At 56.9% G+C, this 23,418-nt stretch carries 30 protein-coding genes and 1 pseudogene; 11 read left to right on the forward strand and 20 right to left on the reverse strand.

Annotated elements, in window-relative coordinates; translation table 11 throughout:
* Positions 1–27: 27 nt before the first annotated feature.
* From ACKTS9_RS14270 to hypB, 6 genes are all read right to left on the reverse strand, one after another.
* Positions 28–1,398 (reverse strand): MATE family efflux transporter, encoded by a 1,371-nt coding sequence (locus tag ACKTS9_RS14270; RefSeq protein ID WP_349214561.1) that lies wholly within the window; start codon positions 1,396–1,398, stop codon positions 28–30.
* 92 nt (positions 1,399–1,490) lie between these two features.
* A complete protein-coding gene (locus tag ACKTS9_RS14275) occupies positions 1,491–2,462 on the reverse strand; it encodes an ATP-binding protein (protein ID WP_349214559.1) in 972 nt (323 codons plus the stop codon).
* Positions 2,459–3,385 carry a DnaD domain protein gene (locus ACKTS9_RS14280; RefSeq protein WP_407881590.1) on the reverse strand — a complete coding sequence of 309 codons (927 nt, stop codon included), beginning with the start codon at positions 3,383–3,385 and terminating at the stop codon, positions 2,459–2,461. The genes ACKTS9_RS14275 and ACKTS9_RS14280 overlap by 4 nt, the downstream gene beginning before the upstream one ends.
* A gap of 145 nt (positions 3,386–3,530) precedes the next feature.
* Positions 3,531–3,872, reverse strand: coding sequence for a hydrogenase maturation nickel metallochaperone HypA (locus ACKTS9_RS14285; RefSeq protein ID WP_407881592.1), 342 nt, complete (start codon positions 3,870–3,872; stop codon positions 3,531–3,533).
* Between the two features lie 14 nt (positions 3,873–3,886).
* Positions 3,887–6,556, reverse strand: coding sequence for an FAD-dependent oxidoreductase (locus ACKTS9_RS14290; protein WP_407881594.1), 2,670 nt, complete (start codon positions 6,554–6,556; stop codon positions 3,887–3,889).
* Between the two features lie 20 nt (positions 6,557–6,576).
* Entirely contained in the window at positions 6,577–7,245 is a 669-nt protein-coding gene (gene hypB / locus ACKTS9_RS14295) for a hydrogenase nickel incorporation protein HypB (protein WP_349214554.1), read from the reverse strand.
* A gap of 148 nt (positions 7,246–7,393) precedes the next feature.
* Between hypB and ACKTS9_RS14300 the strand changes: the two genes are divergently transcribed.
* Positions 7,394–8,314, forward strand: a complete 921-nt coding sequence (locus tag ACKTS9_RS14300; RefSeq protein WP_407881596.1) for a LysR substrate-binding domain-containing protein — start codon at positions 7,394–7,396, stop codon at positions 8,312–8,314.
* Between the two features lie 69 nt (positions 8,315–8,383).
* Here the strand turns inward: ACKTS9_RS14300 and ACKTS9_RS14305 are convergent, their stop codons facing one another.
* Positions 8,384–9,139 carry an EFR1 family ferrodoxin gene (locus ACKTS9_RS14305; RefSeq protein ID WP_407881598.1) on the reverse strand — a complete coding sequence of 252 codons (756 nt, stop codon included), beginning with the start codon at positions 9,137–9,139 and terminating at the stop codon, positions 8,384–8,386.
* A gap of 181 nt (positions 9,140–9,320) precedes the next feature.
* On the opposite strand from ACKTS9_RS14305, the gene ACKTS9_RS14310 reads away from it, so the two are divergent.
* From ACKTS9_RS14310 to ACKTS9_RS14350, 9 genes are all read left to right on the forward strand, one after another.
* The gene (locus ACKTS9_RS14310) at positions 9,321–10,097 is read left to right on the forward strand and encodes a hypothetical protein (protein WP_407881600.1); all 777 of its coding nucleotides are present in this window, start codon (positions 9,321–9,323) and stop codon (positions 10,095–10,097) included.
* A 26-nt stretch (positions 10,098–10,123) separates the two neighbouring features.
* Complete coding sequence (locus ACKTS9_RS14315; protein ID WP_349214890.1) at positions 10,124–10,684, forward strand: flavin reductase family protein; 561 nt, start codon at positions 10,124–10,126, stop codon at positions 10,682–10,684.
* Between the two features lie 378 nt (positions 10,685–11,062).
* Positions 11,063–11,461, forward strand: a complete 399-nt coding sequence (locus ACKTS9_RS14320; protein WP_349214895.1) for a (deoxy)nucleoside triphosphate pyrophosphohydrolase — start codon at positions 11,063–11,065, stop codon at positions 11,459–11,461.
* Between the two features lie 14 nt (positions 11,462–11,475).
* Positions 11,476–12,687 carry a DUF4272 domain-containing protein gene (locus tag ACKTS9_RS14325; RefSeq protein WP_349214889.1) on the forward strand — a complete coding sequence of 404 codons (1,212 nt, stop codon included), beginning with the start codon at positions 11,476–11,478 and terminating at the stop codon, positions 12,685–12,687.
* 126 nt (positions 12,688–12,813) lie between these two features.
* Entirely contained in the window at positions 12,814–13,323 is a 510-nt protein-coding gene (locus ACKTS9_RS14330; RefSeq protein WP_349214888.1) for a zeta toxin family protein, read from the forward strand.
* Between the two features lie 27 nt (positions 13,324–13,350).
* Positions 13,351–14,322 (forward strand): O-acetyl-ADP-ribose deacetylase, encoded by a 972-nt coding sequence (locus ACKTS9_RS14335; protein WP_349214887.1) that lies wholly within the window; start codon positions 13,351–13,353, stop codon positions 14,320–14,322.
* A gap of 4 nt (positions 14,323–14,326) precedes the next feature.
* Positions 14,327–14,680 (forward strand): DUF2200 domain-containing protein, encoded by a 354-nt coding sequence (locus ACKTS9_RS14340; RefSeq protein WP_349214886.1) that lies wholly within the window; start codon positions 14,327–14,329, stop codon positions 14,678–14,680.
* 116 nt (positions 14,681–14,796) lie between these two features.
* Positions 14,797–15,396: a helix-turn-helix domain-containing protein gene (locus tag ACKTS9_RS14345; protein ID WP_349214885.1), complete on the forward strand. Its 600-nt coding sequence runs from the start codon at positions 14,797–14,799 to the stop codon at positions 15,394–15,396.
* Between the two features lie 90 nt (positions 15,397–15,486).
* On the forward strand, positions 15,487–16,140 hold the full coding sequence (locus ACKTS9_RS14350; protein WP_349214884.1) for a vWA domain-containing protein: 654 nt from the start codon (positions 15,487–15,489) through the stop codon (positions 16,138–16,140).
* Between the two features lie 29 nt (positions 16,141–16,169).
* On the opposite strand, the gene ACKTS9_RS14355 is transcribed toward ACKTS9_RS14350, so the two are convergent.
* From ACKTS9_RS14355 to ACKTS9_RS14375, 5 genes and pseudogenes are all read right to left on the reverse strand, one after another.
* Positions 16,170–16,610: an arsenate reductase ArsC gene (locus ACKTS9_RS14355; RefSeq protein ID WP_349214894.1), complete on the reverse strand. Its 441-nt coding sequence runs from the start codon at positions 16,608–16,610 to the stop codon at positions 16,170–16,172.
* A pseudogene (locus ACKTS9_RS14360) lies at positions 16,602–17,285 on the reverse strand (DUF5714 domain-containing protein); the annotation flags it as partial. The gene ACKTS9_RS14355 and the pseudogene ACKTS9_RS14360, both read right to left, overlap by 9 nt.
* Positions 17,264–17,953, reverse strand: a complete 690-nt coding sequence (locus ACKTS9_RS14365; RefSeq protein WP_349214883.1) for an alpha/beta hydrolase — start codon at positions 17,951–17,953, stop codon at positions 17,264–17,266. The pseudogene ACKTS9_RS14360 and the gene ACKTS9_RS14365, both read right to left, overlap by 22 nt.
* Positions 17,950–18,468, reverse strand: coding sequence for a DUF6933 domain-containing protein (locus tag ACKTS9_RS14370; RefSeq protein ID WP_349214893.1), 519 nt, complete (start codon positions 18,466–18,468; stop codon positions 17,950–17,952). The genes ACKTS9_RS14365 and ACKTS9_RS14370 overlap by 4 nt, the downstream gene beginning before the upstream one ends.
* On the reverse strand, positions 18,468–18,926 hold the full coding sequence (locus ACKTS9_RS14375; protein WP_349214882.1) for a metallophosphoesterase family protein: 459 nt from the start codon (positions 18,924–18,926) through the stop codon (positions 18,468–18,470). The genes ACKTS9_RS14370 and ACKTS9_RS14375 overlap by 1 nt, the downstream gene beginning before the upstream one ends.
* Positions 18,927–19,113: 187 nt before the next feature.
* Between ACKTS9_RS14375 and ACKTS9_RS14380 the strand changes: the two genes are divergently transcribed.
* Positions 19,114–19,872 (forward strand): MerR family transcriptional regulator, encoded by a 759-nt coding sequence (locus ACKTS9_RS14380; protein WP_407881606.1) that lies wholly within the window; start codon positions 19,114–19,116, stop codon positions 19,870–19,872.
* Positions 19,873–19,911: 39 nt separating this feature from the next.
* Here the strand turns inward: ACKTS9_RS14380 and ACKTS9_RS14385 are convergent, their stop codons facing one another.
* The 8 genes from ACKTS9_RS14385 to ACKTS9_RS14420 all read right to left on the reverse strand — a co-directional run bounded on the left by ACKTS9_RS14385 (position 19,912) and on the right by ACKTS9_RS14420 (position 23,417).
* The gene (locus tag ACKTS9_RS14385) at positions 19,912–20,226 is read right to left on the reverse strand and encodes a TIGR04076 family protein (protein ID WP_349214121.1); all 315 of its coding nucleotides are present in this window, start codon (positions 20,224–20,226) and stop codon (positions 19,912–19,914) included.
* A complete protein-coding gene (locus ACKTS9_RS14390; RefSeq protein WP_349214120.1) occupies positions 20,223–20,633 on the reverse strand; it encodes a peptide deformylase in 411 nt (136 codons plus the stop codon). The genes ACKTS9_RS14385 and ACKTS9_RS14390 overlap by 4 nt, the downstream gene beginning before the upstream one ends.
* Positions 20,630–21,202: an SGNH/GDSL hydrolase family protein gene (locus tag ACKTS9_RS14395; protein WP_407881609.1), complete on the reverse strand. Its 573-nt coding sequence runs from the start codon at positions 21,200–21,202 to the stop codon at positions 20,630–20,632. Before ACKTS9_RS14395 ends, ACKTS9_RS14390 begins: the two co-directional genes overlap by 4 nt.
* A gap of 21 nt (positions 21,203–21,223) precedes the next feature.
* Positions 21,224–21,421 carry a hypothetical protein gene (locus tag ACKTS9_RS14400; RefSeq protein WP_407882137.1) on the reverse strand — a complete coding sequence of 66 codons (198 nt, stop codon included), beginning with the start codon at positions 21,419–21,421 and terminating at the stop codon, positions 21,224–21,226.
* An 82-nt stretch (positions 21,422–21,503) separates the two neighbouring features.
* Positions 21,504–21,899 carry an SRPBCC family protein gene (locus ACKTS9_RS14405; RefSeq protein WP_407881611.1) on the reverse strand — a complete coding sequence of 132 codons (396 nt, stop codon included), beginning with the start codon at positions 21,897–21,899 and terminating at the stop codon, positions 21,504–21,506.
* A gap of 2 nt (positions 21,900–21,901) precedes the next feature.
* Positions 21,902–22,459, reverse strand: coding sequence for a DUF3795 domain-containing protein (locus ACKTS9_RS14410; RefSeq protein WP_407881613.1), 558 nt, complete (start codon positions 22,457–22,459; stop codon positions 21,902–21,904).
* Entirely contained in the window at positions 22,456–23,091 is a 636-nt protein-coding gene (locus ACKTS9_RS14415; protein WP_407881615.1) for a GyrI-like domain-containing protein, read from the reverse strand. Before ACKTS9_RS14415 ends, ACKTS9_RS14410 begins: the two co-directional genes overlap by 4 nt.
* Before the next feature lie 2 nt (positions 23,092–23,093).
* Positions 23,094–23,417, reverse strand: coding sequence for a TfoX/Sxy family protein (locus ACKTS9_RS14420; protein ID WP_349214113.1), 324 nt, complete (start codon positions 23,415–23,417; stop codon positions 23,094–23,096).
* Between the last annotated feature and the right edge of the window lies 1 nt (position 23,418).

A 23,418-nucleotide genomic window follows, 5' to 3' on the forward strand; every position in this document is an offset into this window, starting at 1 on the left:
TACGCTTAAAAGGCGCACGCTGTTTTTTTAATCGAACTGAATGCTTTCCACGTGACGAATCTTTTTATTGTACAGATAGCGGAAGAACAAAAGCGACAGCGCAAAGCCGAAGCATTCCGCGAACAGGAAACTGTACCATACAGCCCCCAAACCGCCGAGCTTGGAGAAGACAAAGGCGGCGGGAAGAAGCAGCAGCAACTGGCGAATAACGCTGATCCACAAGCTGAGAAGACCATCACCCAATGCTTGGAATACGCTGGAGAGCACAATGCCGACCCCGGCGAACAAGAAGCACAGCGAAATCAGGCGCAGTGCCGGAACACCAATGCTGAGCATGTCCTCCTTGGCGTTGAACAAAAGCAGGAGCTGTTCAGGAAACAGCTGGAAAATCACCAGGCCCAGAGCCATGATGGCAGTGGACATCACAGTGGCCAGACGAATGGAATCGGTAATCCGTTTGCGCTGGCGTGCGCCATAGTTGTAACCAACGATGGGGATAAGCGCATTCGTGACGCCGAACACGGGCATAAACACAAAGCTTTGCAGCTTGAAGTACACGCCGAAGACCGACACTGCGGTTTCGGTAAAGGAAATCAGAATTTTGTTCATGCCGAATACCATGACGCTGCCGATGCTCTGCATGATGATGGAAGGCAGGCCCACCTGGTAGATGCCGCGGATGGTGTGTGCGTGGGGCTTCATGTCTGCAAAAGAAAGGCGCACTTCATGGTTTTTCCAATGGTTGAGAACCAGCGCCACCGCCATGCCGCACCACTGACCGATGACCGTGGCGACCGCCGCGCCCACAACACCCATCTTCGGACAGCCCAGCAGGCCGAAGATCATGATCGGGTCCAGAATAATATTTACCACGGCGCCCGTCATCTGGCTGATCATCTGGTAAACGGTTTTGCCGGTCACCTGCAAAATGCGCTCCATGGTGATCTCCACGAAGCAGCCAAGGGAAAAGATGGTCACGATCCGCATGTAATCCGCGCCAGCCTGCGCAATTTCCGGGTTGCTTGTAAATGCCGCAAGGAAAAGGTCGCTTCCCAGCGCACCGAAAATGGCAAAGGCAACAAAACTCAGCAAAGTGACCAGAATACCGTTGTTCGCCACTCGGTTGGCCGCGTGATAGTTCTTTTCACCCAAACGGCGGGACAGCAGTGCGTTGATGCCCACCGCCGTGCCTACGGAAACGGCAATCATCAGGTTCTGCACGGGGAAAATCAAGCTGACGCTGGTCAGGGCGTTTTCGCTGACCATGGACACGAAAATGCTGTCCACCACGTTGTACATAGCCTGCACCAGCATGCTCAGCATGATGGGAAAGGCCATGCTGGGCAAAAGTTTGTTGATCGGGCGCGTGCCCATGATGTTTTCCTGTCTGTTTTCCATAAATACTCCTCACTGATTGAAAAATAGAAAGCCGCACAAAAAGAGGAGCACCGCCCAAAGGGTCGGATGCTCCAAAGCGCGGTAAAAACCACTTACTTGTCCATCAAACGGACATCTTCACCAAAAAAGTTCAAGCACTCACAGTTCCCAAGCAGCCGGGACACAATTTTTTCCGTATACCGGCGGTGAAGGTCAGCGTCCAGCACGATGTTGCTGGTATAGATGGTGGGCAGCCGCCGGCAGACGCGGGTGTTCACCAGGCTGTAAAGACAACTGCTGACGTAAGGCGTCAGATATTCTGTGCCCAGATCGTCCAGAATCAGCAGCTGCGCATCGCATAAGGTTGTCAGTGTATCGTTGGTTTCATCACCGCGGAAATGTTCTTTTTCCATGGCGTCAAAAGCGTTTTGCGCGCTGACATAGACAACATTGAACCCCTTTTGCAGCACAGTATTGGCAATGGCCAGTGCCAAATGGGTTTTTCCCAGACCGGCATAGCCGTACAGATAGAGATTGGGATTTTTCAGTGTAAAGTGTTCCGCATAGTCTTTGCAGTAGTGGAAAATGCCTTCCATGTGCGCCCGGGCGGAGATGCCCAGCTCCGGCAGAATGCGGTCCGGATATTTCTTCAGATCAAATGTGGAAAAACTGCAAAGAGAAAGCGGGGATGCTTCGTTCACTTCCTGCTGGCACATTTCCTGAATCAAAGCCTGCACACACTGGCAGGGACCGTTGGTAAGGCGGCCGGTATCCTGGCAAACAGGGCAGGTAAATGCCGGCTTTAACTGGGCGGGGTCGATCCCGTTTTCCCGCAGAAGCGAATCGATGGAATGCTCGCACGCGGCGGATTCCGCCAAAGCCTGATCTATCTGTGCCCGGTCCGCACCGCTTACGGAAAGCTGCGCGGCACGCAGCCCTGCCTGTGCACGCTGCTGTTCCAGCTGTTCCAACTGCGGCAGTTTTTCGCGCGCCGCCGCCCGGCGCTGGTCCGCCAGCGTCACGGCCCTTTGACGTCGTGTTGAAACAATGCCGAAGGCTCGGCGCATCATTTCCTGACGGGTCATGGCGAATCCCCTCCAATCTGCTTAAATACAGGCGCGCGGCGCGGCCCTTTGCCCAGAATGGATTTGGCGTTGGGATTGGTGGGCTGCACATTCTTAGCAGTCAGAGAACTGTCGTTGATCACGTCGCGCACAGTTTGATAGCCCTTGGAATGCCAGGCGCGCAGAATGCCGTTGACATACCGCACGCTGCTTTTTTCTCCTGCATAGGCAATGGCTTCGGCAATCATGTCTTCCTGATACTGAAAATCTTCGTACCAGGAAGCAATGGCACGCCGCTCGGCCTTGGTGAACTTGGCATCTGCCAGATGAAACAGTCGTGCGACTTCGGCTTCCCGCTGCGAGCGAAGCGCCAGCAGTTTGAGATAGCGCTCGGCAGCTTCCACCGTGTCGATTCCCTCTGCCTGCCAGCCCAAAAGCGCGCGTTCGATGTAACGGGCGCTTCGCTTGCCGAGCGAGACAAAATGCGCCACTCCCAGCAGAATGAAATCCACCGGAAGACCGTCCGCCACATACAGGGAGACCAGAATATTGGTGTCTGACTGCGTAATCACGCCGCCCATCAGGCGCTGACATTCCTGCACCAGTGCCGCAATGGACGGATCGTTGCGGGCTGCCGCCGTCACTTCCGGTGTGGTCATATGGCTGCGGGCCGCGCTGGCACCGGTAATGTCTCCCGCGGGCACATTGCTCTCTTCACAGCTTTCCAAAAGGCCGGCGCCCTTCCAGAACAACAGCGCTTCCCGCGCTTTTTCCACGCTTTTCAGGCGAAGTTCGCGGGCAAGGCGGGCTGGGTCGGTCTCTCCGGTGGCAATCACCATCAGGGCAACCCGAAGCCAGTCATCCTCCAGCTGGGGAAGTTTGGCGACAACCAGCTGCGGCACAGCAATGCTGTCTCCAAGATTTTTACACAACCGATACGGCACACAACTCCCCCTTTCATTTTTAGGCGTATATAATACTATAACATACATTTGCCCGGTTTGAACAGTCCTTTTGCAACGGAATCAGCAGGTTTTTCAGCCGGCAACACACAATAAAAACGAGGGACCGTTTGGTCCCTCGCGTTTCTCAGCGCACACGCACTTCCTTGATGTTGAACTCCCGCCCGCTGAGCAGTTCTTTGTCAAAACTGCCGCAGTCCGGACAGTAGCCTTTGTTTTCCACAATGGGGAATGTGACGCCGCAGTTCCGGCAGCGGCCCACGGCGGGGATGATGTTCATCTCCAGCTTTGCATCCCGCAGGAGCGGTCGCTCCCGGGCCGCCGGAAAGCAGGATTCAAAGTAATGCGGAACCACCGAGGAAATTTCGCCGATCTCCATTACCACGGTATTCACGGCCTCCACGTTTTCATCCGCCAAAGCCTCTTCAATGACCTTGGCCATTTCAAACACCAGACCCAGCTCGTGCATGAGAAGGCCTCCTTTTATTCGTTGTTTCCGGACACGGCGTCCTTTACGGAGCGCACGGCGATTTTGCCTACCCGCTTGATCATGTTGGGAGTCAGTTTTAGGGGAATGCCTTCGAAGGTATTGTACTCCACATGATATTTTTTGACCAGATGAATCGCGTCAAATTTGCATTTGGTGGTGCACTGCCCGCAGCCGATGCACATCTCCTGGTTCAGCTGCACCGCGCCGCAACCCAGGCAGCGTTCGGTCTCGCGTTTCATCTGCTCTTCGGTGAAGGTGCAGCGGTCATCGGTAAAGCTTGCGGCGGCCTCTTTCTTGCGCAGCGGGCGCTGGCGCGGCATGCGGTCAAAGCTTTCCAGATCCGCCGCGGCTTTGTCGAATTCTTTATAAATCCGGCGGTCCCGGCCGGCGGTCATGCTGACGCCTTCCCACACAAAGCGGTGAATGGAGATGGCTCCCTGTTTACCGGCGGCAATGGCATCAATGGCAAATTTCGGACCGGTGAAGCAGTCACCGCCCACAAACACGTCTTTCTGAGCCGTCTGATAGGTGAGAGGATCGGCCGGCGCGGTCCGGCCGCGGCCCAATTCCACGGCGCTGCCGTCCAGCAGGCTGCCCCAGCGAATTTCCTGACCGATGCTCAGCAGTACCCAGTCGGCCTCTACTGTGATGGTATCCTGTTCGTCGTACTGCGGCGCAAACCGGTGTTCGGCATCATAGACAGCGGTGCAGCGTTTGAACACCACGCCCTTGATGCGGCCGTTTTCCACCAGAAGCTCCTTGGGGCCCCACCCGTTGTGCACAGGGATGGATTCCGCCTCGGCCTCGGCAATCTCTTCTTCCAGCGCGGGCATCTCCTCACGGCTCTCCAGACAGTACATGTCCACAGAATCCACATTTTCCCGAACAGCCGTGCGGGCTACGTCAATGGCGACATTTCCGCCGCCCACAACGACCACGCGCCCGGACAGCGGTGTGGGATGGCCCAGACTGACCGAGCGCAGAAAATCCACGCCGGCTACAACGCCCTGTGCGTCTTCCTGCGCCAGCCCCAGCTTCCGGCCGCCCTGGGCGCCGATGGCCACATAAAAGGCCTCGAAACCCTCCTGCCGCAGCTGATCCAGCGTCACATCTTTGCCCACTTCCACACCTGTGCGGAAGACGACACCCAGTTCCCGCAGAATATCAATTTCCGCGTTGACGATTTCACGCCCCAGCCGGAACGCCGGAATGCCCATGGTCAGCATGCCGCCCAGAGTCTGCTCTTTTTCAAATACGGTCACGTTATAGCCATCCACCGCCAGGAAATAAGCACAGCTGAGGCCCGCCGGTCCCGCGCCGATGACAGCAATGGATTTGCCGTAGTCGTGCGCTTTTTCCGGTACAAACCGGTGTTCGGCGTTCAATTCCTGATCGGCGATGAATTTTTTGATCTCGTCCACGGCCACCGGTTCGTCCAGGCCGCCGCGTGTGCAGGCACTCTCACAGCTGCGGGGGCAGATGCGGCCGCACACAGCGGGGAAGGGGTTCTCTTTTTTGATGAGCTCCAGCGCCTCCCGGTACCGGCCCTGGGATGCCAGCTTGATGTATCCCTGTACAGCGATGTGTGCGGGGCAGGCGGTCTTGCAGGGAGCGGTGCCCTCCGGAGTCACATCTTCACGCGTTTCGCGGTAGTTTACGTTCCAGTGCTTGTCGGTCCACACATGATCACGTGGAGAGAGCATCTCCGGCTGTTTGGGGGTCTCACACAGCTTTTGACCCAGCTTCAACGCGTTGACCGGGCAGTTTTCCACGCACTGTCCGCAGGCAACGCACTTTTCGCTGTCTGTCTGCGCCACATAGTTGGAACGCACCATGTCCGGCGCATTGTAGTAGGCCGCATTGCGCACGGCATAGCAGCCGCAGCCGCAGCAGTTGCAGATGGCATAGGTCTCCCCGCCGTCAATGTTGGGCACGGAGTGCATCAGACCGTTCTCCTCGGCCTTACGGATGATCTCAAAGGCCTCTTCCCGGGTGATTTCCCGGGCACGCCCGGTGCGAATGCAGTATTCCGCGCCGGAGTTCAGCTGCAGGCACATATCTTTTTCCAGATGTCCGCAGCCCTGTCCCAGCAGGCGGCGGGAAGTGCGGCAGGAGCAGTCGGCCACAGCGAACCGCGTGCTTTTGTTGAGGATCGTGGCGACCTGCTCATACGGCACGCTGTGGCTGTCACCGTCAATGGCGCTCTGAATGGGAATGACGCGCATGGGGGACGCACCCACCGGGAGTTTGGGCGAGAGCAGCTCTCCGCGAAGGCGGGCGTACTCCTCAAATGCCGCGGGGATTTCCGGATGTTTTTCGCACTGGGCGCGGTTGTTCATCATTTTTTCCATGACGCCGGGCACGAATACCGGCAGCTCGAACACATCCACACCGTTTTCCGAGTGGAAAATAACCACGCCCACCTCCGTGAGCCGGTCCATCTGCTTTTTGGTTTCTTCCAGGGTTTTGCCGCAACGTTTGGCAATGGTCTCCAGCGGAAGCGGTTTGCGCAGTTCCAGTGCAAGGGCAACCTCGGCCATTTCGTCGGTCACGACGCAGTTCAGAACCTTGTACTCAGGGGCGTTTTCATCCAGCTTGACCAGCATTGCCACCGAGCCGCTGATTTTCTTTGCCAGCTTCAGAATGTTTTTTCGCACAGCCATTGTCTCTGCCTCCTTGTGGATTAAAGATTTTTCCATGCGCGGATTTCGTTGTCCAGCCATTGATACCAGGCATCCATGCCCTCGCCGGTTTTGGCGGACAGGGGGAATACCTGAATGTCCGGGTTTCTCTGCAGGGCGCGCTGGCGCACTGCATCCATGTCAAAGTCGAACATCGGCAAAGCGTCGATTTTATTGACCAGAAGCGCGTCGCACACCGAGAACATCAGAGGATATTTCAGCGGCTTATCATCACCCTCGGGCACGCTGAGGATCATTACGCTTTTGGATGCGCCGGTGTCGAACTCCGCAGGGCATACCAGATTGCCCACGTTTTCCAAAATCACCAGATCCAGTCCGTCCGTCCCCAGTGCATCCAGACCCTGCCTGGTCATGGCGGCATCAAGGTGACACATTCCGCCGGTGTGAAGCTGAATGACACGGGCGCCGGTGGCGCTGATGGTGTGCGCGTCCACATCCGAGTCAATGTCCGCTTCCATCACACCCACACGCCATTTTTTGGCCAGCTCCGGGATGGTTTTCATCAGAGTGGTGGTTTTGCCGCTTCCCGGGCTGGACATCAGATTCAGAAGAAACACGCCCTTTTCCTTCAGCTGGCCGCGCAGCACGGCCGCTTCCCGGTCGTTGCTGTCCAGCACACTTTTTTTGATTTCAATTACCTGGAAAGCCATGGTTTTCTCCTCCATTTTCCACAAGAATTTACGCTTTTTTCTATGGTAATTGTATCATTTGCCCGGTTGGGTGTAAAACAACAACTTTGCGTTGAACCATACAACAATTTGTTGTATGATAAAAACAAAGAGCGACGGAGGGGATCTTATGCAGATGCGTGCCATCGAGTCTTTCCTGGCGTTGTACGAAGACCGCAGCTTTTCCAAGGCAAGCCGCCGGCTGTTCATTACCCAGCAGGGGCTGAGCCGTCAGATTCAAGCCTTGGAAAAAGAGCTGGGCAACCGTCTGTTTGAGCGCAGCCACCTGGGCGTGGAGCCCACGGAGACAGCTCATTTGCTGTACCCGTATTACCAGCAGATCGCGGAGATTTACCGGGCGTCGGAAGCGCTGTTGGTTCCGGCGGAGCGCCGGTCGCTGCTGCGGGTGGGATTTGCCTTTGGAATCTCCAGTGCAGGCGATCCGGATTTTTTGATGGAGTTTCAAAGACAGCACCCGGGCGTATTGGTGGAAATTCAGGAGTGGAGCAAAGCGGAATGCATTCGGAAACTGCTGCACAACCAGCTGGATGTGGCGTTTCTCATCAATCCATTCCCGGAAAATCTGTTCCGTACCTGCCGGGTCACGGGGGACTACATGTACGCGGCCATGCACAAGACGCACCCTTTGGCGGCTGAGGCAGGGCCGCTGGACTTCCGTGCGCTGGACCGAAAAATTTTGCTCACGGGCTCCCCGGAGAATGCCCTGCGGCAGTTTTTTGACTATTGCTGTGCGCTGGCGCAGATCCACCCGCATGTGCGTCTTGCATCCAGCCACAATCTGGACGTGGTCAACACCATGCACGAAGACATGGGAATCGCTACGCTGAATTCTGCCATGGCGCTGCGGGTGACCAATCCGGATATCCGCATCCGGCGGCTGGAATTGCCCTGTGCGGGGTATCTGTACGGGTGTGTGCCGCTTTATTGCGCGGATGAATCCCTGCCGGCACAGGTGCTGCGCTATGCGCAGGATCATTACGCGCGTCATCCGGTGCCGGTGCATGTAAGCGCGTCCGGACAGGAGCGATAAAAAAGAGCGGAACCGTCAGGTTCCGCTCTTTGGGCAATCATTCGGAGAGCGCATTTGCATGAAAAACGCTCAGTTTTTGTACGGCGGGCACTGATACCGGCGCTTTCCGTCCGTGGCCTTTCCGTATTCAATGGCGCCGGCGGGGCAGCCGCACAGACAGGCCATGCAATGCGTGCACCGTTCGCCCCAGATGGGCCGTCCGTCCTGCAGGGCAATATTCCCCAGCGGACAGAGCGAGGCACACTTGCCGCAGCTCACACAGGCATCGGTGGTTCGGAAGGGCTTGGTTTTAATGAAAAAGCGGTACATTCCCTGGTTGACCGGGCCGGATTTCAATTTATCCAGAATTCCGGCACGGGGAGAAGAAAGCGTTTCTCCCGCGGCAATTTGTTGGGCTGCCTGTTGAAGCACCGGCAGCGCGGCGGCAATTTTTTCTTCCGCTTCGCCAGGTTTCGGCGCAGGAAACAAAACCAGGTAATTGTCGGGCATCACTACGGGCAGAAGGCCTTTAAAGGAGAAGCCTTTTTCATTGCACAGTGCGGCAATGCTTTGCACGGCGTTGCCCGTTTCACCGCCGCAGGTCAGAACGAAATAAGCATCCCGGCTGCCGGAAAAGCGGCCCGCGCGAATGAAGTCCGCGAACACGCGGGGCATCTGCCAGGCATATGTGGGGCACACAAAGACCCAGGGCTTTTCGCTGGCCAGTTCAGCGGCAATCTGGTCCCGAAGGAAAGAAAATGCGTCCAGTGTGGTATCGTTTAAGTGTTCCGCCAGGCATTGAGCACAGTACCGGCTGTTTCCGGTGCCTGAAAAACAGACGATCATCCAACCCCTCCAGTGAAGCAAACTGTTTGCGCATGTGCTTGAAAGAGCACATCGATTTGTCCTTATGATAGCACACCGCGGCTGCTTTTCAAAGAGAAATCTGTTTTGAAAAGTTTTACAGTGGGAAGATTGCATCCGTGCTTTTTCCGGGGTATGATGAAAGAGAGCGGGAGGGGCTTTTATGAAGATTTGGATGTCCCCGCAGATTCAGGCGGGCAGAAATCATTTTCTTCACACCATGGGCGGCAGCCTGGGAATCGCGCTTTTGGGCGTTCTGCTGGCGGCAGGCGGTTCGGTCTGCATGATTCGCCGGGGCATGTCCATGCGCACCTGGTCGCTGTTTTTGTGCGTAGCGGTGACGGCTCTGCTCATCGGACTGGCAGTACGGCTGGGGCGCCGGTCTGCAAGAGACGCCATTGTTTTCTTCCTGGACGAACAGGACCATTTGTTTTGGGCAGACACACGGACCTTGTGTCGCGGCAGAAGTGTGATGGGCGCCACCTGGCATGCGGCTGCGCAGGAGGCCGATGCACAGCGCTGGCTGGAACGCATCCGCAATCGACAGACCGTGCCGCCGGGTGCGATGGAAGTGCTGAAAGTAGAGCGTATGCGCGAAAATCCCCATGACTACGCGCTGATCTGCCAGGTGCGGAAAAACGGCCGCGTGTTCCGGTCCGGCTGTACCGTTTTGAAGGGGTACGAGGATGAGGACTGGCTCATTCGGGAACTGGAGCGGAGGAGAGGCTGGGAAAACCAGCTGGAGCAGCGAGAAGATCCTTCCGCTGCGGGAATGGCGGTCTCCGGACTGCTTCTTTTGTGCAGCGTGGCCGTGTGCTTTTTCAGCCATCCGGCGCAGGCGCGGCTGCCGCAGAATTTTTATTTTCCCGCGCTGGCTCTGGCCGGGGTTGGCGCGGCCGCACTGCTGTATTGGAGTGTACGGCGGCATCGAAACGAGTAACCGATGAAAGAAAAGGAGCGATTGACATGAGAAAGAATTTTGGAGCAAAGGCCTGGACCTATCCGCAGCCGGTATTTATCCTGGGTACTTATGACGAGAATGGTGTTCCCGACGCCATGAATGCCGCATGGGGCGGAATCAGTGACGATCAGGAACTTTCACTGTGCATCAGTGCAGGGCATAAAACCACCCGGAATATTTTGGCGCGGAAGGCCTTTACAGTGAGCATGGCCGATGCGGCACATGTGACGGAGTGCGATTATGTGGGCATCGTTTCCGGAAACGATGTGCCGGACAAACTGGCAAAAGCCGGGCTTCACACCAGCGCTTCGGAATTTGTGGATGCGCCGCTGATCGATGAATTGCCCATGGCGGTGGAATGCCGGCTGCGCAGCTATGACCCGCAGACAGGGCGCCTGGTGGGCGAGATCGTGAACGTCAGTGCCGACGAGCGCATTCTGGGACCGGACGGGAAAATCGACCCGGACCGTTTGGCGCCCATCACCTTTGACCCGGTCAATAACACGTATCGCAAGTTGGGCGAAAAAGTGGGCAATGCGTTTCGGGACGGAGCGCGGCTGAAATAAAACCGGATCCGGGCCAGGATTCAAAAGGGGAGAGAACAAGCCATGTGTGCGGAGGAATACAAGCTGGAAATTTTTTTGCCGGAAAGCCATTTAAAGCCCGTGCAGGCCGCTTTGCAAAAGGCGGGTGCGGGCCGCATCGGCAATTACGAGGGCTGCATGTCCTGCAGCCCGGTTACCGGCTGCTGGAGACCTTTGGAGGGCGCACAGCCGCACACGGGGCGTGTGGGCGAAATGTGCTGTGCACCGGAATGGAAATTGGAGACCGTATGCCGTGCCGATCGATTGGAAGAGACGCTGGCAGCTGTTCGCGCGGTTCACCCATACGAAGAGCCGGTCATTTATGTGCTGCCGCTGTGCCGCCCGGTCACCGGAAAAGCGGTGGAGGTAGTGGCAGCTCTGCTTTGGCAGGGCGACCGCTTTTTGATCTGCCAGCGCCCGGCACACAAGGCACGGGGTTTGCTGTGGGAGTTTGTGGGCGGCAAGGTTGAACCGGGGGAAACCAAGGAGCAGGCGCTGGCGCGTGAGTGCCGCGAGGAATTGGCGGTGACCGTGGCGGTGGACGACATCTTTATGGAAGTGACCCATGCCTATCCGGACTTGACCGTGCATCTGACGCTGTTCCATGCCAAAATCCTGCAGGGAGAGCTTCAAAAACTGGAGCACAACGATTTGCGCTGGATCACGGTGGAAGAGATCGACCAGTATCCGTTCTGCCCTGCCGACGAAGTCATTCTGGAAAAGCTGCGCCGTACGCACGGGGCAGAAACGGCACGGTGAAAGGAGAGAACCCTATGCGGCTTCCTTTTGTTAAAAGAACTCTGGATCGCACTTTTTTGATCTTGTGTCCGGTGGAACAATGCGAACCGATGATGAACCTGCTGGAACTGGCTTTCCCCAGCGGAAAGCGGACCGCTCCCCGCCGCCTGGTTCTCCGCAATGCGCAGACAGAAATTACATTCACCTGCCTTTCCTGTGCAGGATGGGATGAGCAGGAAAGGCAGACCACGGCATGGATTCGGAAGCTTGTTGTACGGTACGGCAAGGTTCAAAGCCCGGGGCCGAGAGCGCAGGCCCTGCTGGACAGGCTGTATTCCTGTGGCGGGGTGGTCCGGATGGATGCATCCTGCGTCGGGCGGGACCTTCCCCGGATGAGTGAGTCCGTTACGGGTGTGGCGTGCGAATGCGCAAGAGCGGTGCGGGGACTGGTGACGGACCTCTCAGGCAGTGTGTACGACGAAAACTTTCGCCTGCTGCTGGATTGGAATGGGGCTGCTGACCCGCAGGCAACCCTTCCGCCCATGGACCTATGCCCGCAGCCTGTCTGGAACGAGACACCGGCGGAACTGCTGCTGCGGAAAAAACGTTCGATGGAAATTTTGCGTGCACGGCAGCTTCCGGTGAACGAGGAGCTGCCGGTCATCTGGCCGGGCAGCGCACGCACGGTTGAGGCGGTGTGCCGCCGTGCGGTGGCTTTGCTGGTGGTAGCGCTGTACTCCGAATGTCGATTGGACGAGGAGGACCCGCTGGACCACGAGCAGGCCAGAGCATATGTGCAGCCCATTCTTGAGACCTATCAGGCGGAGGATTTCTTTTCTCCGAAGGAATGGGCGTATCTGGAAAATCCGGCTTCCAGCAGGATGGAACAGATCCAGTTTGCGTGGCAGTATGAAAATGTGTGGGTGATGGAATGGGCCTTGGGCCTGACCGATGAACTGCCCTGGCCCGACCGCATCTGTGATGTGCCGCGTGCTGCCGGCATCATGCGCGAGCATTATGGGATGGAGCAGCTAATACAGGCTGCTCGCCTTCGTCCGCAGTCAGAGCTGCTGGATGCGGCGGATTTGATTTATCGCCTTCACTGGTGCTGCAATCAGGCCCGGTTGCAGGGCACCGCGCCGCAGAGCCTGGATGCAGGCGTTGTGATGGAACGCCACCGGGGTTTGTTTTGGGTGGCGGGCTGTGATGGTGCCGTTGAATGGGATGATGTAAACCTTTCCACCTGACAGAGATGCAGACCGAAAGGCCTTCCGCAGCGGAAGGCCTTTTTTTAGATGCGTTGCGTGCATTGCCAGATGAGACTGCCCATGCTATGATAAGCCTGTCACATCGATGCAGAGAGGGGAAGCGATATGATTTTTTTGATTGCGGGAGCATCGCATACGGGGAAAACCGCCCTTGCGCAAAAGCTTCTGGAAAAATACAGATATCCTTATCTTTCCATTGACCATTTGAAAATGGGCCTGATCCGAAGCGGATATACATCGCTCACCCCTGTGAGCAGCGACCGGGAATTGACAGATTATCTGTGGCCGGTGGTGAGGGAGATCATCAAAACCGCCATCGAAAACAAACAAAACCTTATTGTGGAGGGATGCTACATCCCCTTTGATTGGGAAAAAGATTTTCCGGCGGAGTACCGCGAGCAGATCCGGTACCGCTGCCTGGTGATGAGCGAGGGGTACATCCGCCGCCATTACCGGGATATTCAACAATACGCCGGGGTGGTGGAGCATCGACTGGACGATTCGTCCTGTACCATGGAAACGCTGTTGCGTGACAATACCGAAACGCTGGAGATGTGCCGTAAATACGGTGCAGAGTACATTCTGATCGACGAAAACTATCACGTGGATTTTTGATTGTGCCAAGCCAAAGGAGGAACCGCTATGCCGCTGCACATTGTGCGAAATGATATTACGACAATGAAAGTGGATGCCATTGTGAACGCTGCCAACGAAAGCCTGCTGGGCGGCGGGGGTGTGGACGGCGCCATTCACCGCGCCGCCGGGCCGGATCTGCTGAAAGAGTGCCGGACTTTGGATGGATGCAGGACCGGCCAGGCCAAAATAACAAAAGGCTATCGGCTGCCTGCCGATTACGTCATCCACACCGTGGGCCCTGTCTGGCGCGGCGGCGGTGCGGGAGAACGACAGCTGCTGGTTTCTGCCTACCGGAACTCTCTGGAATTGGCGGCGGCCCATTCCTTCCGGACCGTGGCTTTTCCCCTGATTTCTTCCGGGGTGTACGGCTATCCCAGAGAGCAGGCCTTCCAGGTTGCGGTGGACACCATTGGCGATTTTCTGCTTTCCCATGAAATGACGGTTTATCTGGTCATCTTCGACCGGGCCGCCTGTGCCATTGGCGAAAAGCTTTTTGACGACATCACCGCCTACATTGATGACCGCTATGTGGAAGAACATACGGATCTCCATGCGGAGCACAGCCGGCAGGCCATGGTGCTTGCCGCTTCACCTGCCGCAGCTGCGCCCGAATCTCTGGCTGAAGCGCTGGACCGGCTGGACGAGAGTTTTTCCCAGATGCTGCTGCGCAAGATCGACGAATGCGGTATCACCGATGTTCAGTGCTACAAACGGGCCAATATTGACCGAAAACTCTTTTCAAAAATTCGGTCCGATGTTCATTACAAGCCATCCAAACCCACTGCCATGGCCTTTGCCGTTGCTCTGGAACTGCCGCTGGAAGAAGCCCGGGAACTGCTGGAAAAAGCGGGATTTGCCTTTTCTCATGCCAGCAAGTTCGACATCATTGTGGAATATTTTATCACACATCAAAATTACAATATTTTTGAAATCAACGAGGCTCTGTTTGCGTTTGACCAGAGCCTGTTGGGAGGTTGACGCGATGCCCCGTGCCGATGTAACACAGATGCCCTTTGCCAAGCTCTATCCGTTGCTTGTGAATAAGGCCGAGAAAAAGGGCCGTACCCGGCAGGAAGTGGATCAGGTGACCGCGTGGCTCACCGGATACACAGCGCAGGACCTTGCCCGGCTGGAGCAGTCCTCTGTCAGCTATGGCGAGTTCTTTCGCAACGCGCCGGCCATGAACCCGAACCGTATGTATATCACAGGCAAGGTGTGCGGTGTTCGGGTGGAGGAGATCGAAGATCCTGTGATGCGCGAAATTCGCCGGCTGGACAAGCTGGTGGATGAACTGGCCAAAGGAAAAGCAATGGAGCAGATTTTGCGAAAAGGCTGACAGGATGTTACATGGGGAGATTGTGGCCTGTTGAGGGGCATGCAACCGATTGTTGCCGGGCAGTTGGTAGAAAAATGCCGGTTGTTTGGGTACAATGCCCCTAGGAGGTGGTCACCATGACAGTGGGCGAACGACTGAGGGAGTGCCGATTCAGACAGGGGCTTTCCCAGGAAAAAGTTGCGGAGCTTTTGGGAGTCAGCCGACAGGCCGTGACCAAGTGGGAAAGTGGAAAGAGCTTGCCCTCGTCTGAAAATCTGCTGGCGCTCGCATCTCTTTACGGAGTTTCTTTGGACGAGCTGGCCGGCGCAGGCGCCAAAGAAAAGCAGGACCGGACCATTCTGCACAAAAATCTGACGCTGCTGGCAATTATCTGCCAGGCCGCGGCGCTGAATATTTGCATTCAGCCGATGCCGCCGTCAGAATACGGACTGCCTGCCGCTGTGATTCTCGCCGTCAAACTGATCCCTCTGGCCGCATGCTCCATCTGGATGGCATTCAATTTGAACTACGAGAAAGACTTGGCTCAGCGCAGGAAAAACAACAGGATCGAATTGTGTTACTGCCTGCTTCAGGCTGTAATCGCCTGGGCCGGCTTCCGTTTTCAGCTCGGGATGGCGGGAACGCTGGCTGTGCTGGGCGTGTGCTTGGTTTATATTTTTGTCATCAATCCCAAATACATGCGAAGAACGCTATTCAGACAAACACCTCGCCATTGAAAAATTTGTCGCCTGCTGCGCGACCTTTGAAACGTGCGATCCCCCTATACTGTGCTTGTAACCAATCACACAGTACAGGGGGATTTTCTTATGAAACAGAATTTGACGGAACTGGTATTTCTTTTGGACCGCAGCGGTTCCATGCAGGGGCTGGAGGGAGACACCATCGGCGGGTTCAATTCCATGCTGGAAAAGCAGAAAAAAGAACCCGGACAGGCGTTTGTCTCCACCGTCCTGTTTGACGACCGCCTTACAGTGCTCCACGACCGCGTGGCTGTGGAAAAAGTCAGGCCCATCACCGAAAAGGACTACTGTGTCCGGGGCTGTACCGCTCTGCTGGACGCCATCGGTGAGACGGTCCGGCACATTGGAAATATCCACAAATACGCCCGAAGCGAGGATGTGCCGCAGCACACACTTTTTGTGATCACCACCGACGGCATGGAGAATGTCAGCCGCCGCTATTCGGCTGCGCAGATCCGGAAGATGATTCGGCGCCAACAGGAAACGTACGGCTGGGAATTCCTCTTTCTGGGAGCCAACATCGACGCAGCAGAAACGGCGGGCGAACTTGGAATCGGCCCCGACCGGGCGGTGAATTATCATTGCGACAGCGCGGGGACCCGGCTCAATTACGAAGTGGTAAGTCAGGCGGTGGCGGCTGTTCGATGCAGCGCTCCTTTGGGCGAACATTGGAAGGATGCCATTGAGGCGGATTTTCAAAACCGAAAACCCAAACAATAAAAGGCCGCCCGGGAAACCGGGCAGCCTTTTTACAGTTCACCGGCCTGAATGCGCCGCTTCAGGTCCAGCACTTTTTCTTCAATTTTTTTCATAACCAGGAGAAATTCGCTGTCTGCTTTGCCGCTGGGGTCATCCAGCCCCCAGTCCTCCCGGTGGGAACAGGGCATGGTCGGACACTGGACATTGCAGCCCATGGTGACAACAATGTCCACAGCGGGCAGGTCGGACAAGGGTTTGTTGTATTGGGTCTGTTCCATGGAAATGCCGTAAACCTGCTTCATCAGACGCACCGCGTCCGGATTGATTCGCGCGCCGGGCTCGGTGCCGGCGGAAAAGCTTTCGAATACATCGCCGGCCAGTTTTTTGCCCAGGGCCTCGGCCATCTGGCTGCGGCAGGAGTTGTGCACACAGAGAAAGGCCACCTTGGGTTTGGCGTGTCCGGCCGCCGAGAAAGGGCAGCGACGGCCGATGCACTGGGGGTTCCGACTGCTGTAGGAACAGACGGGCACGGTCCGCTCCATCTCCACCCCCAGATGCTCCCGGACAAAATCTACAGCGGCCAGAATGGATAGAAAGGAATCCCGTTTGCAGCATCGGGGCCCGCCGTTTTTTCCAATGCTCTCCAGTGCACAGGCGGTCATGCGGTTGCTCAGACCCCAGGGTTCCCGGGCCAGGGGAGTGGACGCTGTGACAATGGACAGAAACTGCCCGGCGCTGATCCCTGCGCCACAGGCACCCCAAAAGCCGCATGCTCCGCCGGGAACAGACCGGCCCCGGCTGTACATCTCTCGAAGAGCGGGTTCCAGCTCAAGACGGCCGCCGGCGTTCCGGTAGGCTGTGAGCAGGGCAGCCCCCACCATCACATGATGTTCCGGTCCTTGCGGATGGCAGAAGGGCAGTTCCATCATTCGCCGGACAATGGCCACCGGGTCGGAGGAAGTCTCTGAGAGGCAGAGACCGAAAATGCTGTCCATCCCCTGCATGTGGCAGTCGCTGCAAACGTAATGGCCGTTTTTGCAGCGGGTCTTGCTGGGTTCTCTCCGATGGCAGACAGCGCATTCCATGACTTCGTCCTGTGTCAGGTATTCCAAAGGGGCTTGGCAAATCAGGCATTCTTCTGTATTCAAAGTTCCGTCTCCTCCCATTTGTGCAGTGCAGCCAGTTGCTCCGGCGTGTGGAACCAGTGTTCGCCGCCTTCCAGTACGGTAAGCCGGGCGCTGTGCCGCCGGGCATACGCTTCCACCGTTTGGCGGGAGATCATCTGGTCGGCACTTCCGCAGAGAATACAGGTGGGGCAGTTCCAGCCGAACACCGGATGCTCCCGCACCCAGCACAGATATTTCCAGGACAGGGTCTGACCAAAAGAGGTGGTGATTTCACCCTGCTTTTGCAGCTGTTCTTGCGTCACGCCGACCCGGCGCATCATGCTGAAAATCAGGTCTTCCATCTCCAGCACGGGCGAGACCAGCAGGGCGCGGGCAGGTGCCGGGAAAGACAAGCGGGCAAAGTAGGCGCCAATGCTGGTCGCCCGGAGAGAAACCGTTTTCCAGCGCGTTTGGGCAAAATCCAGCGCGGCCTGAATGTCCGGTACAGCCGCCCAGGGGGTCAGCTCCTCGCGGCGGCCGCGGCGCTCGCCGTGGCCGGGAAGGTCGATGGACAGCACCTGTCCGCCCCTGGCGCAGACCAGCTGTGCGAAGGGTTCTGCTTCTTCCTTGCAGCCCATCTGTCCGTGCAGAAACAGATAACCCTGCTCGGCGGGTTCCCCGTACAAGACAGCGGGGACAGAGCCGATTGAAAATCGATGTATGTTCATGGGGTTGTTCCTCCTTCGTTCAAATCTGCGCGGATTCGCTCCAGGGCGGTTCCAAGCCCGTCAAAGCCTGCGCAGCGGCTGGTCCGGGTGTTGACGGCATGGTCCAGCAGAGGCTGAGCCCGGCGGGATGTGTCCAGGCACAGATCCAGCGCCATCACATCCTCCCAGGCCCGGTTCAAAAATGCCACCTCCCGGCGGCCGTGGGTACGGGTGATTTCAAAAGCACCGGCCCGCCGAAGATACGACTCGGACGAAAAGGAGTCAAATCCGGCCTCGTTCAGGCTTTCGGTCAGCCCCGTCCGAAACAGCCCGGGAAGGTCCGTCCGAAGGAAGGAGGCTACGTCATAGAGTACAAAGGTATACCGGCTGTGGCAATGGACGGCCAGCAGGCATTTGCGTCCGCGCAGATCGATCACATGCAGATCCCAGCACAAGCGCGGATCCGGTTCTGTGCCGTAGGGCGGTGTTTTCACTTTCAAAAAGCGCTGCAGCGGAAATGTCAGGCCCAGTTCCATCACTTCACCTCATGCGGAATGACGACTTTTTCCACCCGGAGAGTTCCGTCTGCGATTTCCGCCGCCATCATGGTGATTTTCTGGTGAAAGCGGCGGGGGCCGCAGGAACCGGGATTGAGCCAGAGAACGCCGCCTTTTTCTGTTTGCGAATATTTGTGCGAATGGCCGAATACCACCACATCCACTCCGCTGAGATCAGCGGGAACGTCCTTTTGGTTGTGTACCAGAAAGAAGACAAGTCCGCCCAGGGCAACGGTGCGGTTGTGGGGAATGTGCTGGGCCCATTCCTTGTCATTGTTCCCGCGGACAACATAGAGCGGAGCATACTGTTCCAGTGCGTCCACGATGCTCTGTTTGTTGATGTCGCCGCCATGCAGGATGGCGTCAACGTTTTTCAGCTGTTCCGTGACTTCGGGCCGCAGAAGGCCGTGTGTGTCAGAGAGGATGGCAAGTTTCATAGAGCGTCTCCCTTCCAAGCTCGTTCGGTGTTCCCGCCGGGGAGCACCGCTGCATAACGTTGCACAGGACGTTTCGGCCTGCAGTGCTTTCAGTATATCAGATTTTTTGTTTTGCTGGAAGAAATCATTTTCTCTCTTGACATTGACGTACCGTCAACTGTTACACTGTCTGTGAGGAGGGATGGACATGGAGTATTCCATTCAGGAACTGTCGCGCCTGTCCGGGGTGACCACCCGCGCCCTGCGCTGGTACGACCAGATCGGCCTGCTGAAGCCCGGTCGGGTGGCGGAGAACGGCTACCGCTACTACGGTGAGGCAGAGGTGGACCGCCTGCAGGACATTTTATATTATCGGGTCCTCGGGGTGGAGCTGGCCAAAATCAAAGAGTGTCTGGACGATCCCTCCTTTGACCGGCTGACTGCTTTGCGAAGCCACCTGTCTGCTCTGGAGGCAGAGCATGAGCGGTTGGAGAAACTGATCCGGTCGGTGAAAGATACCATCGGAGCAGAAGAAAGGAATGAGAAGATGCGCGACGAGCAAAAGTTTGAAGCATTTAAAAAACAGGCCGTAGAACAAAATGAAAAAACTTACGGCGCGGAGATCCGCACCCGGTATGGAGATGCCCAGGTGGATGAGGCCAATGCCGCGATGATGAATTTGACGCAGGCGCAGTACCGGGAATGGAACGAGCTGGGACAGGAGATTCAAATACGGCTGGAAGCCGCTGTGCAGGCGGGCGCCTCGCCGGAAGGGGAGGATGGAAAAGCAATCACCCAGCTCCATCGCCGATGGCTCACTCTTGTGGGGCCCCGGTACGACCCGGCCAGGCACCGTGGCATCGCGGAACTTTATGTGATGGATGAGCGCTTTACTGCCTATTACGACAAACAGGTTTCGGGCTGTGCCCGCTTTTTGCGGGATGCGGTGGTCCATTGGGCAAACTGAAAAAAACGCCTGAGCATTCGCTCAGGCGTTTTTTGATTTTCAGTCCGCATCTTCGTCCAGTGCTTCCACCAGAAAACTCACCGGGCGGAAGCCGTCGTTGCAGGAGAGCATGGCCGAGCGAGGGTTTTTCATCCAGCCGTCGTAAAAGTTTTTTCCGCCGTGGCTCAGCGCCAGCACAAAGGGCGAGAGGGTGTCCCAGGCGCTCTGGCAAAAGCCCGCGGGCTTTTGCCAGCCGTTGGCGATGAAGACCTGCCCCTCTTCCATGTCGCATGCATGCGAGATCGGGTTTTCATATTGGGCCATCAGGTCTGTGTATTGCGTGATGCGCATCACGGTAATTCTGCATTTTTTCATATAATGATGCCCTCGCAGTGATCGATTTCGTGCTGGATGATCTGCGCGGTCCAGCCGGTGAACGTTTTCTGCCGCTCCTGGAAGGCTTCGTTCTGCCAGCGAACCTTGATGGACTTCCACCGCTTGGCGGGCCGAACGCCGCTGAGAGAAAGACAGCCTTCCTGTGCTTCATAAGGCCCGGAACGTTTGAGAATCTCCGGGTTGAACATAAGCAGGTAGGTGCCGTCGTTGTCGAAGGCAATGATGCGCTTGTTCACACCAATCATATTGGCTGCCATGCCGACACAGCCGTCCTGATGATGTTCCAGTGTTTCCAGTAAGTCGGCGGCAACGGAAAGATCATCCGGTGTGGCAGGTTCCGCTTTCTGCGCCAAAAATGCTTCGTCTTTGCAGATTTCTCGAATCATAACAGGTTCTCCTTGTGTTGTTGAATCGCCGCGGCGATGAGAGAGGCGGCAATGCGGGACCCCGCTTCGCTGGGATGAACGCCGTCTGCGGCGTAAAGAGGTTCAACGTCCGCCAGTTCGTAAAAAGACCGGCCGACATCGGCGATGAGGGTGTGCTGCTGCTCAGCTGCTCTGCCATAAGCCGCCGACAGTCCTCGGGCCATTTCCGCATAATCCCAGCCTTTGGCCGTCAGTTTGGCACAGCCTTTCCGGTAGGCCCAGGTCGCGTAGAGAAGGGGAACTGCCCCGCTGCGCCGGATCTGCCCGCACAGCTGCTCTACGCTGGAAAAGAATTTTTCGGGGCAAGTCAGAGGACCGTGGCTCATCTCCTGAAGCACCACATAGTCCCAGCATTCGCTGCACAGCGCCGCCTGGGTCCGGGCGCCCAATCGGGTGCGGGGATTCAGCTGTTCCGCCAGCCGCGCTCCGCCCCGGGCATGCACGGTCACTTCCGCGCCGCTCAAAGAGGCCAGCATCCGGGGCATGTTGTTGGCAGTCGTAAGGCTGTTGCCAAGCATCAGAATGCGCATGGCGGTCCTCCTCTCCGGTGTTTATCTATCTAGTTCCCGCTCGATCAGTTCATTCGCGATGGTAAATGCTTGGATGCGGCGTTTGGCCAGCGTGATCTGAGACTTATACCGGGCGGGTTCGTTCTTGCTTTCCAGCGTCTGGACCACCTCCCGCAATTTGTGCAGCGTGGAGTCGATCTGGCGTTTGGCCTCGGTCAGTTCTTCCTGCGTATACAAAATAGGAAACTCCTTTCGAAAAAACGGTCGCCTCAAGCCGGCGGCTCACCGGCATTATAACACAGCGGGGCCGGGAAAGGCACGCTTATTTCAGAAGTTCTTTTTTCAGGTCATCCAGATACAGCCGCTGCTGGTGCTTCAAATAAGCGGGAACCAGGGGGCGCATCCACCAGTGTTTGGCCCTGATGCGTTCGGTGCAGTGCAGGCGCGTGCCGTCTGCCGCTGCCTCAAAGACACCCTCCCATGAGCCGGTCATGTTCTCGTTTTCCATGGTGAAGGCCCAGACCCGGAGCGGCTCCCGAGCAGTCACCGCAAAGCGGGTGACGTGACCGCTTTTGTCATGCTCGGCAAAGTGGCACTCGTCCAAAATTTCCACTTTTACAAGATCGCTTCGCCAGGCGGTGCGGGAAAGATTGGTTACCGTGCGCCACACCTGTTCCACCGGGTAGGCAAAGAAAACCGTCGCTTTGGAAAGGGCCATATTCACTGCTCCTTTGGCTTTTTAGTCAGTTTCAGGCAAATGTCCCGGCGGTCTGCCGCCTTTTGAAGCAGGTCGGATGCAGCAAGCGCTCGTTCTTTTGCGGACTGCTGCGCCAGTTCCGGCCGGCGGCCCAGCTCCGCCATGACGTTTCGCACTTCCTCCAGGGGGAGAAGATAGACCGCAGTCAAAAAGAGTGTTTTGTGCCGTCCGTCGTTGTAACAGGCGAGGAATTCCTCCAAAATAAAACGCTTTTCCTGCAGCTGGGCAAGGTGTGCGTCCAGCCCCTGTTCACGAACCGAGGCGACGTCCTGTTTTCGGGTTCGGTGGGGCACAAAGGAATCTCCGTCATCAAAGTGCTGGTAACGGGAACAGGGGTATTGGGGGCACTCCCAGCAAAAGGAGAAGCTGCCGTGTTCCAGAGAGCACCGGGCAATGGCACAGCTCTGGTTGCCTGCCCCGCCGCCGCAGCCGGGACAGTGGCCGCCCACATTCATACTGCACAGAATGCAGTTCAGTCCGCACAGGGAAAAACGAAGTTCTTCTCGTGTAAAACCCTTCATAAAACGCTCCTTATTGGATGGCGGATCACGGTTTTCAGCCGTTCCGGCTTACAGCGGCGCACATCGCTCAAATAAATTTCATGGTGGAACCGTCCTTCCCCGAAGTCGGCCGTATAACCCTGTGCCTGGGCGTATGCATCCATGGCAGACACCGTGGCAGGCTCATCGTCGTAAGGGCCGATGTGCATGCACTGAACGCACAATCCTTCCTCCCAGACGAAAAATTCCACCGGGGAAAAATCCTGCTGCTTCTTTTCCGTGGCTTGGCGCACAGCCCAGTCAAAGGCTTCTTTTGTGACGAATTCCGGAAGGCGGATGAGGGAGATCCAATGGAATGCCTCTTTGCGGGCATAATCCACACCGTGAACGCCTTCCTGCCACCAAAGACCTTCCAGCGGCGGCACCACATAATCAAAATAACCGTCCAGCTTGTGGCTGCCCAGTTTGCTCATTTTAATGGTAAAGGCCACGGCGTACAGAAGCCCGATGGCCTGTTTGTAGGCGCCGCCTTCTTCGTTGGGGTCGCCCTGGCCGCGTACCGCCAGAAAATGCATGGCGGGAACCCGGACGATGCCCGGCGTTTGGGGCGGCAGGTAAAATTCCCGATACTCTTTCTTGTAGTCAAAGGGCATGGCTACTTCCTCGCTTTCTTTTGGGGTGTGCTTCGCAGCGCTTCACAGGTAATGCGAACCAGCTCTGTCATCAATTCCCGGTCTTCCACGTCTTCTACCAGAAAGGAGTCTCTGGCTCCCTCGTAAGCCGGGGCTCTGGGAAGGTCGGGGAACGCCGCTTCGCCCTGCGGGGTGATCTTTACAAAAAACTGGTCATCGCAGATGACGGCGAAAAACACGCCGTCGCAGTAAAGGCCGTATTCACCGAACATTTTCCGGCTGCGGATCATGCCGGCCGCCCGCAGCTGTTCGGCCACATAGTCCACAAAATCCTGATGGGATGCCATA

This window comes from Owariibacterium komagatae (genome assembly GCF_045865535.1).
Lineage (GTDB): Bacteria > Bacillota > Clostridia > Oscillospirales > Ruminococcaceae > Ruthenibacterium > Ruthenibacterium komagatae.

Coding starts and splice junctions, on each gene's coding strand:
- ACKTS9_RS14270 (WP_349214561.1), bottom strand. CDS start 1,398: ATGGAAAACAGACAGGAAAACATCATGGGCACGCGCCCGATCAACAAA.
- ACKTS9_RS14275 (WP_349214559.1), bottom strand. CDS start 2,462: ATGACCCGTCAGGAAATGATGCGCCGAGCCTTCGGCATTGTTTCAACA.
- ACKTS9_RS14285 (WP_407881592.1), bottom strand. CDS start 3,872: ATGCACGAGCTGGGTCTGGTGTTTGAAATGGCCAAGGTCATTGAAGAG.
- ACKTS9_RS14290 (WP_407881594.1), bottom strand. CDS start 6,556: ATGGCTGTGCGAAAAAACATTCTGAAGCTGGCAAAGAAAATCAGCGGC.
- hypB (WP_349214554.1), bottom strand. CDS start 7,245: ATGGCTTTCCAGGTAATTGAAATCAAAAAAAGTGTGCTGGACAGCAAC.
- ACKTS9_RS14300 (WP_407881596.1), top strand. CDS start 7,394: ATGCAGATGCGTGCCATCGAGTCTTTCCTGGCGTTGTACGAAGACCGC.
- ACKTS9_RS14305 (WP_407881598.1), bottom strand. CDS start 9,139: ATGATCGTCTGTTTTTCAGGCACCGGAAACAGCCGGTACTGTGCTCAA.
- ACKTS9_RS14310 (WP_407881600.1), top strand. CDS start 9,321: ATGAAGATTTGGATGTCCCCGCAGATTCAGGCGGGCAGAAATCATTTT.
- ACKTS9_RS14315 (WP_349214890.1), top strand. CDS start 10,124: ATGAGAAAGAATTTTGGAGCAAAGGCCTGGACCTATCCGCAGCCGGTA.
- ACKTS9_RS14325 (WP_349214889.1), top strand. CDS start 11,476: ATGCGGCTTCCTTTTGTTAAAAGAACTCTGGATCGCACTTTTTTGATC.
- ACKTS9_RS14330 (WP_349214888.1), top strand. CDS start 12,814: ATGATTTTTTTGATTGCGGGAGCATCGCATACGGGGAAAACCGCCCTT.
- ACKTS9_RS14335 (WP_349214887.1), top strand. CDS start 13,351: ATGCCGCTGCACATTGTGCGAAATGATATTACGACAATGAAAGTGGAT.
- ACKTS9_RS14340 (WP_349214886.1), top strand. CDS start 14,327: ATGCCCCGTGCCGATGTAACACAGATGCCCTTTGCCAAGCTCTATCCG.
- ACKTS9_RS14345 (WP_349214885.1), top strand. CDS start 14,797: ATGACAGTGGGCGAACGACTGAGGGAGTGCCGATTCAGACAGGGGCTT.
- ACKTS9_RS14350 (WP_349214884.1), top strand. CDS start 15,487: ATGAAACAGAATTTGACGGAACTGGTATTTCTTTTGGACCGCAGCGGT.
- ACKTS9_RS14365 (WP_349214883.1), bottom strand. CDS start 17,953: ATGAACATACATCGATTTTCAATCGGCTCTGTCCCCGCTGTCTTGTAC.
- ACKTS9_RS14370 (WP_349214893.1), bottom strand. CDS start 18,468: ATGGAACTGGGCCTGACATTTCCGCTGCAGCGCTTTTTGAAAGTGAAA.
- ACKTS9_RS14375 (WP_349214882.1), bottom strand. CDS start 18,926: ATGAAACTTGCCATCCTCTCTGACACACACGGCCTTCTGCGGCCCGAA.
- ACKTS9_RS14380 (WP_407881606.1), top strand. CDS start 19,114: ATGGAGTATTCCATTCAGGAACTGTCGCGCCTGTCCGGGGTGACCACC.
- ACKTS9_RS14385 (WP_349214121.1), bottom strand. CDS start 20,226: ATGAAAAAATGCAGAATTACCGTGATGCGCATCACGCAATACACAGAC.
- ACKTS9_RS14390 (WP_349214120.1), bottom strand. CDS start 20,633: ATGATTCGAGAAATCTGCAAAGACGAAGCATTTTTGGCGCAGAAAGCG.
- ACKTS9_RS14395 (WP_407881609.1), bottom strand. CDS start 21,202: ATGCGCATTCTGATGCTTGGCAACAGCCTTACGACTGCCAACAACATG.
- ACKTS9_RS14405 (WP_407881611.1), bottom strand. CDS start 21,899: ATGGCCCTTTCCAAAGCGACGGTTTTCTTTGCCTACCCGGTGGAACAG.
- ACKTS9_RS14410 (WP_407881613.1), bottom strand. CDS start 22,459: ATGAAGGGTTTTACACGAGAAGAACTTCGTTTTTCCCTGTGCGGACTG.
- ACKTS9_RS14415 (WP_407881615.1), bottom strand. CDS start 23,091: ATGCCCTTTGACTACAAGAAAGAGTATCGGGAATTTTACCTGCCGCCC.
- ACKTS9_RS14420 (WP_349214113.1), bottom strand. CDS start 23,417: ATGGCATCCCATCAGGATTTTGTGGACTATGTGGCCGAACAGCTGCGG.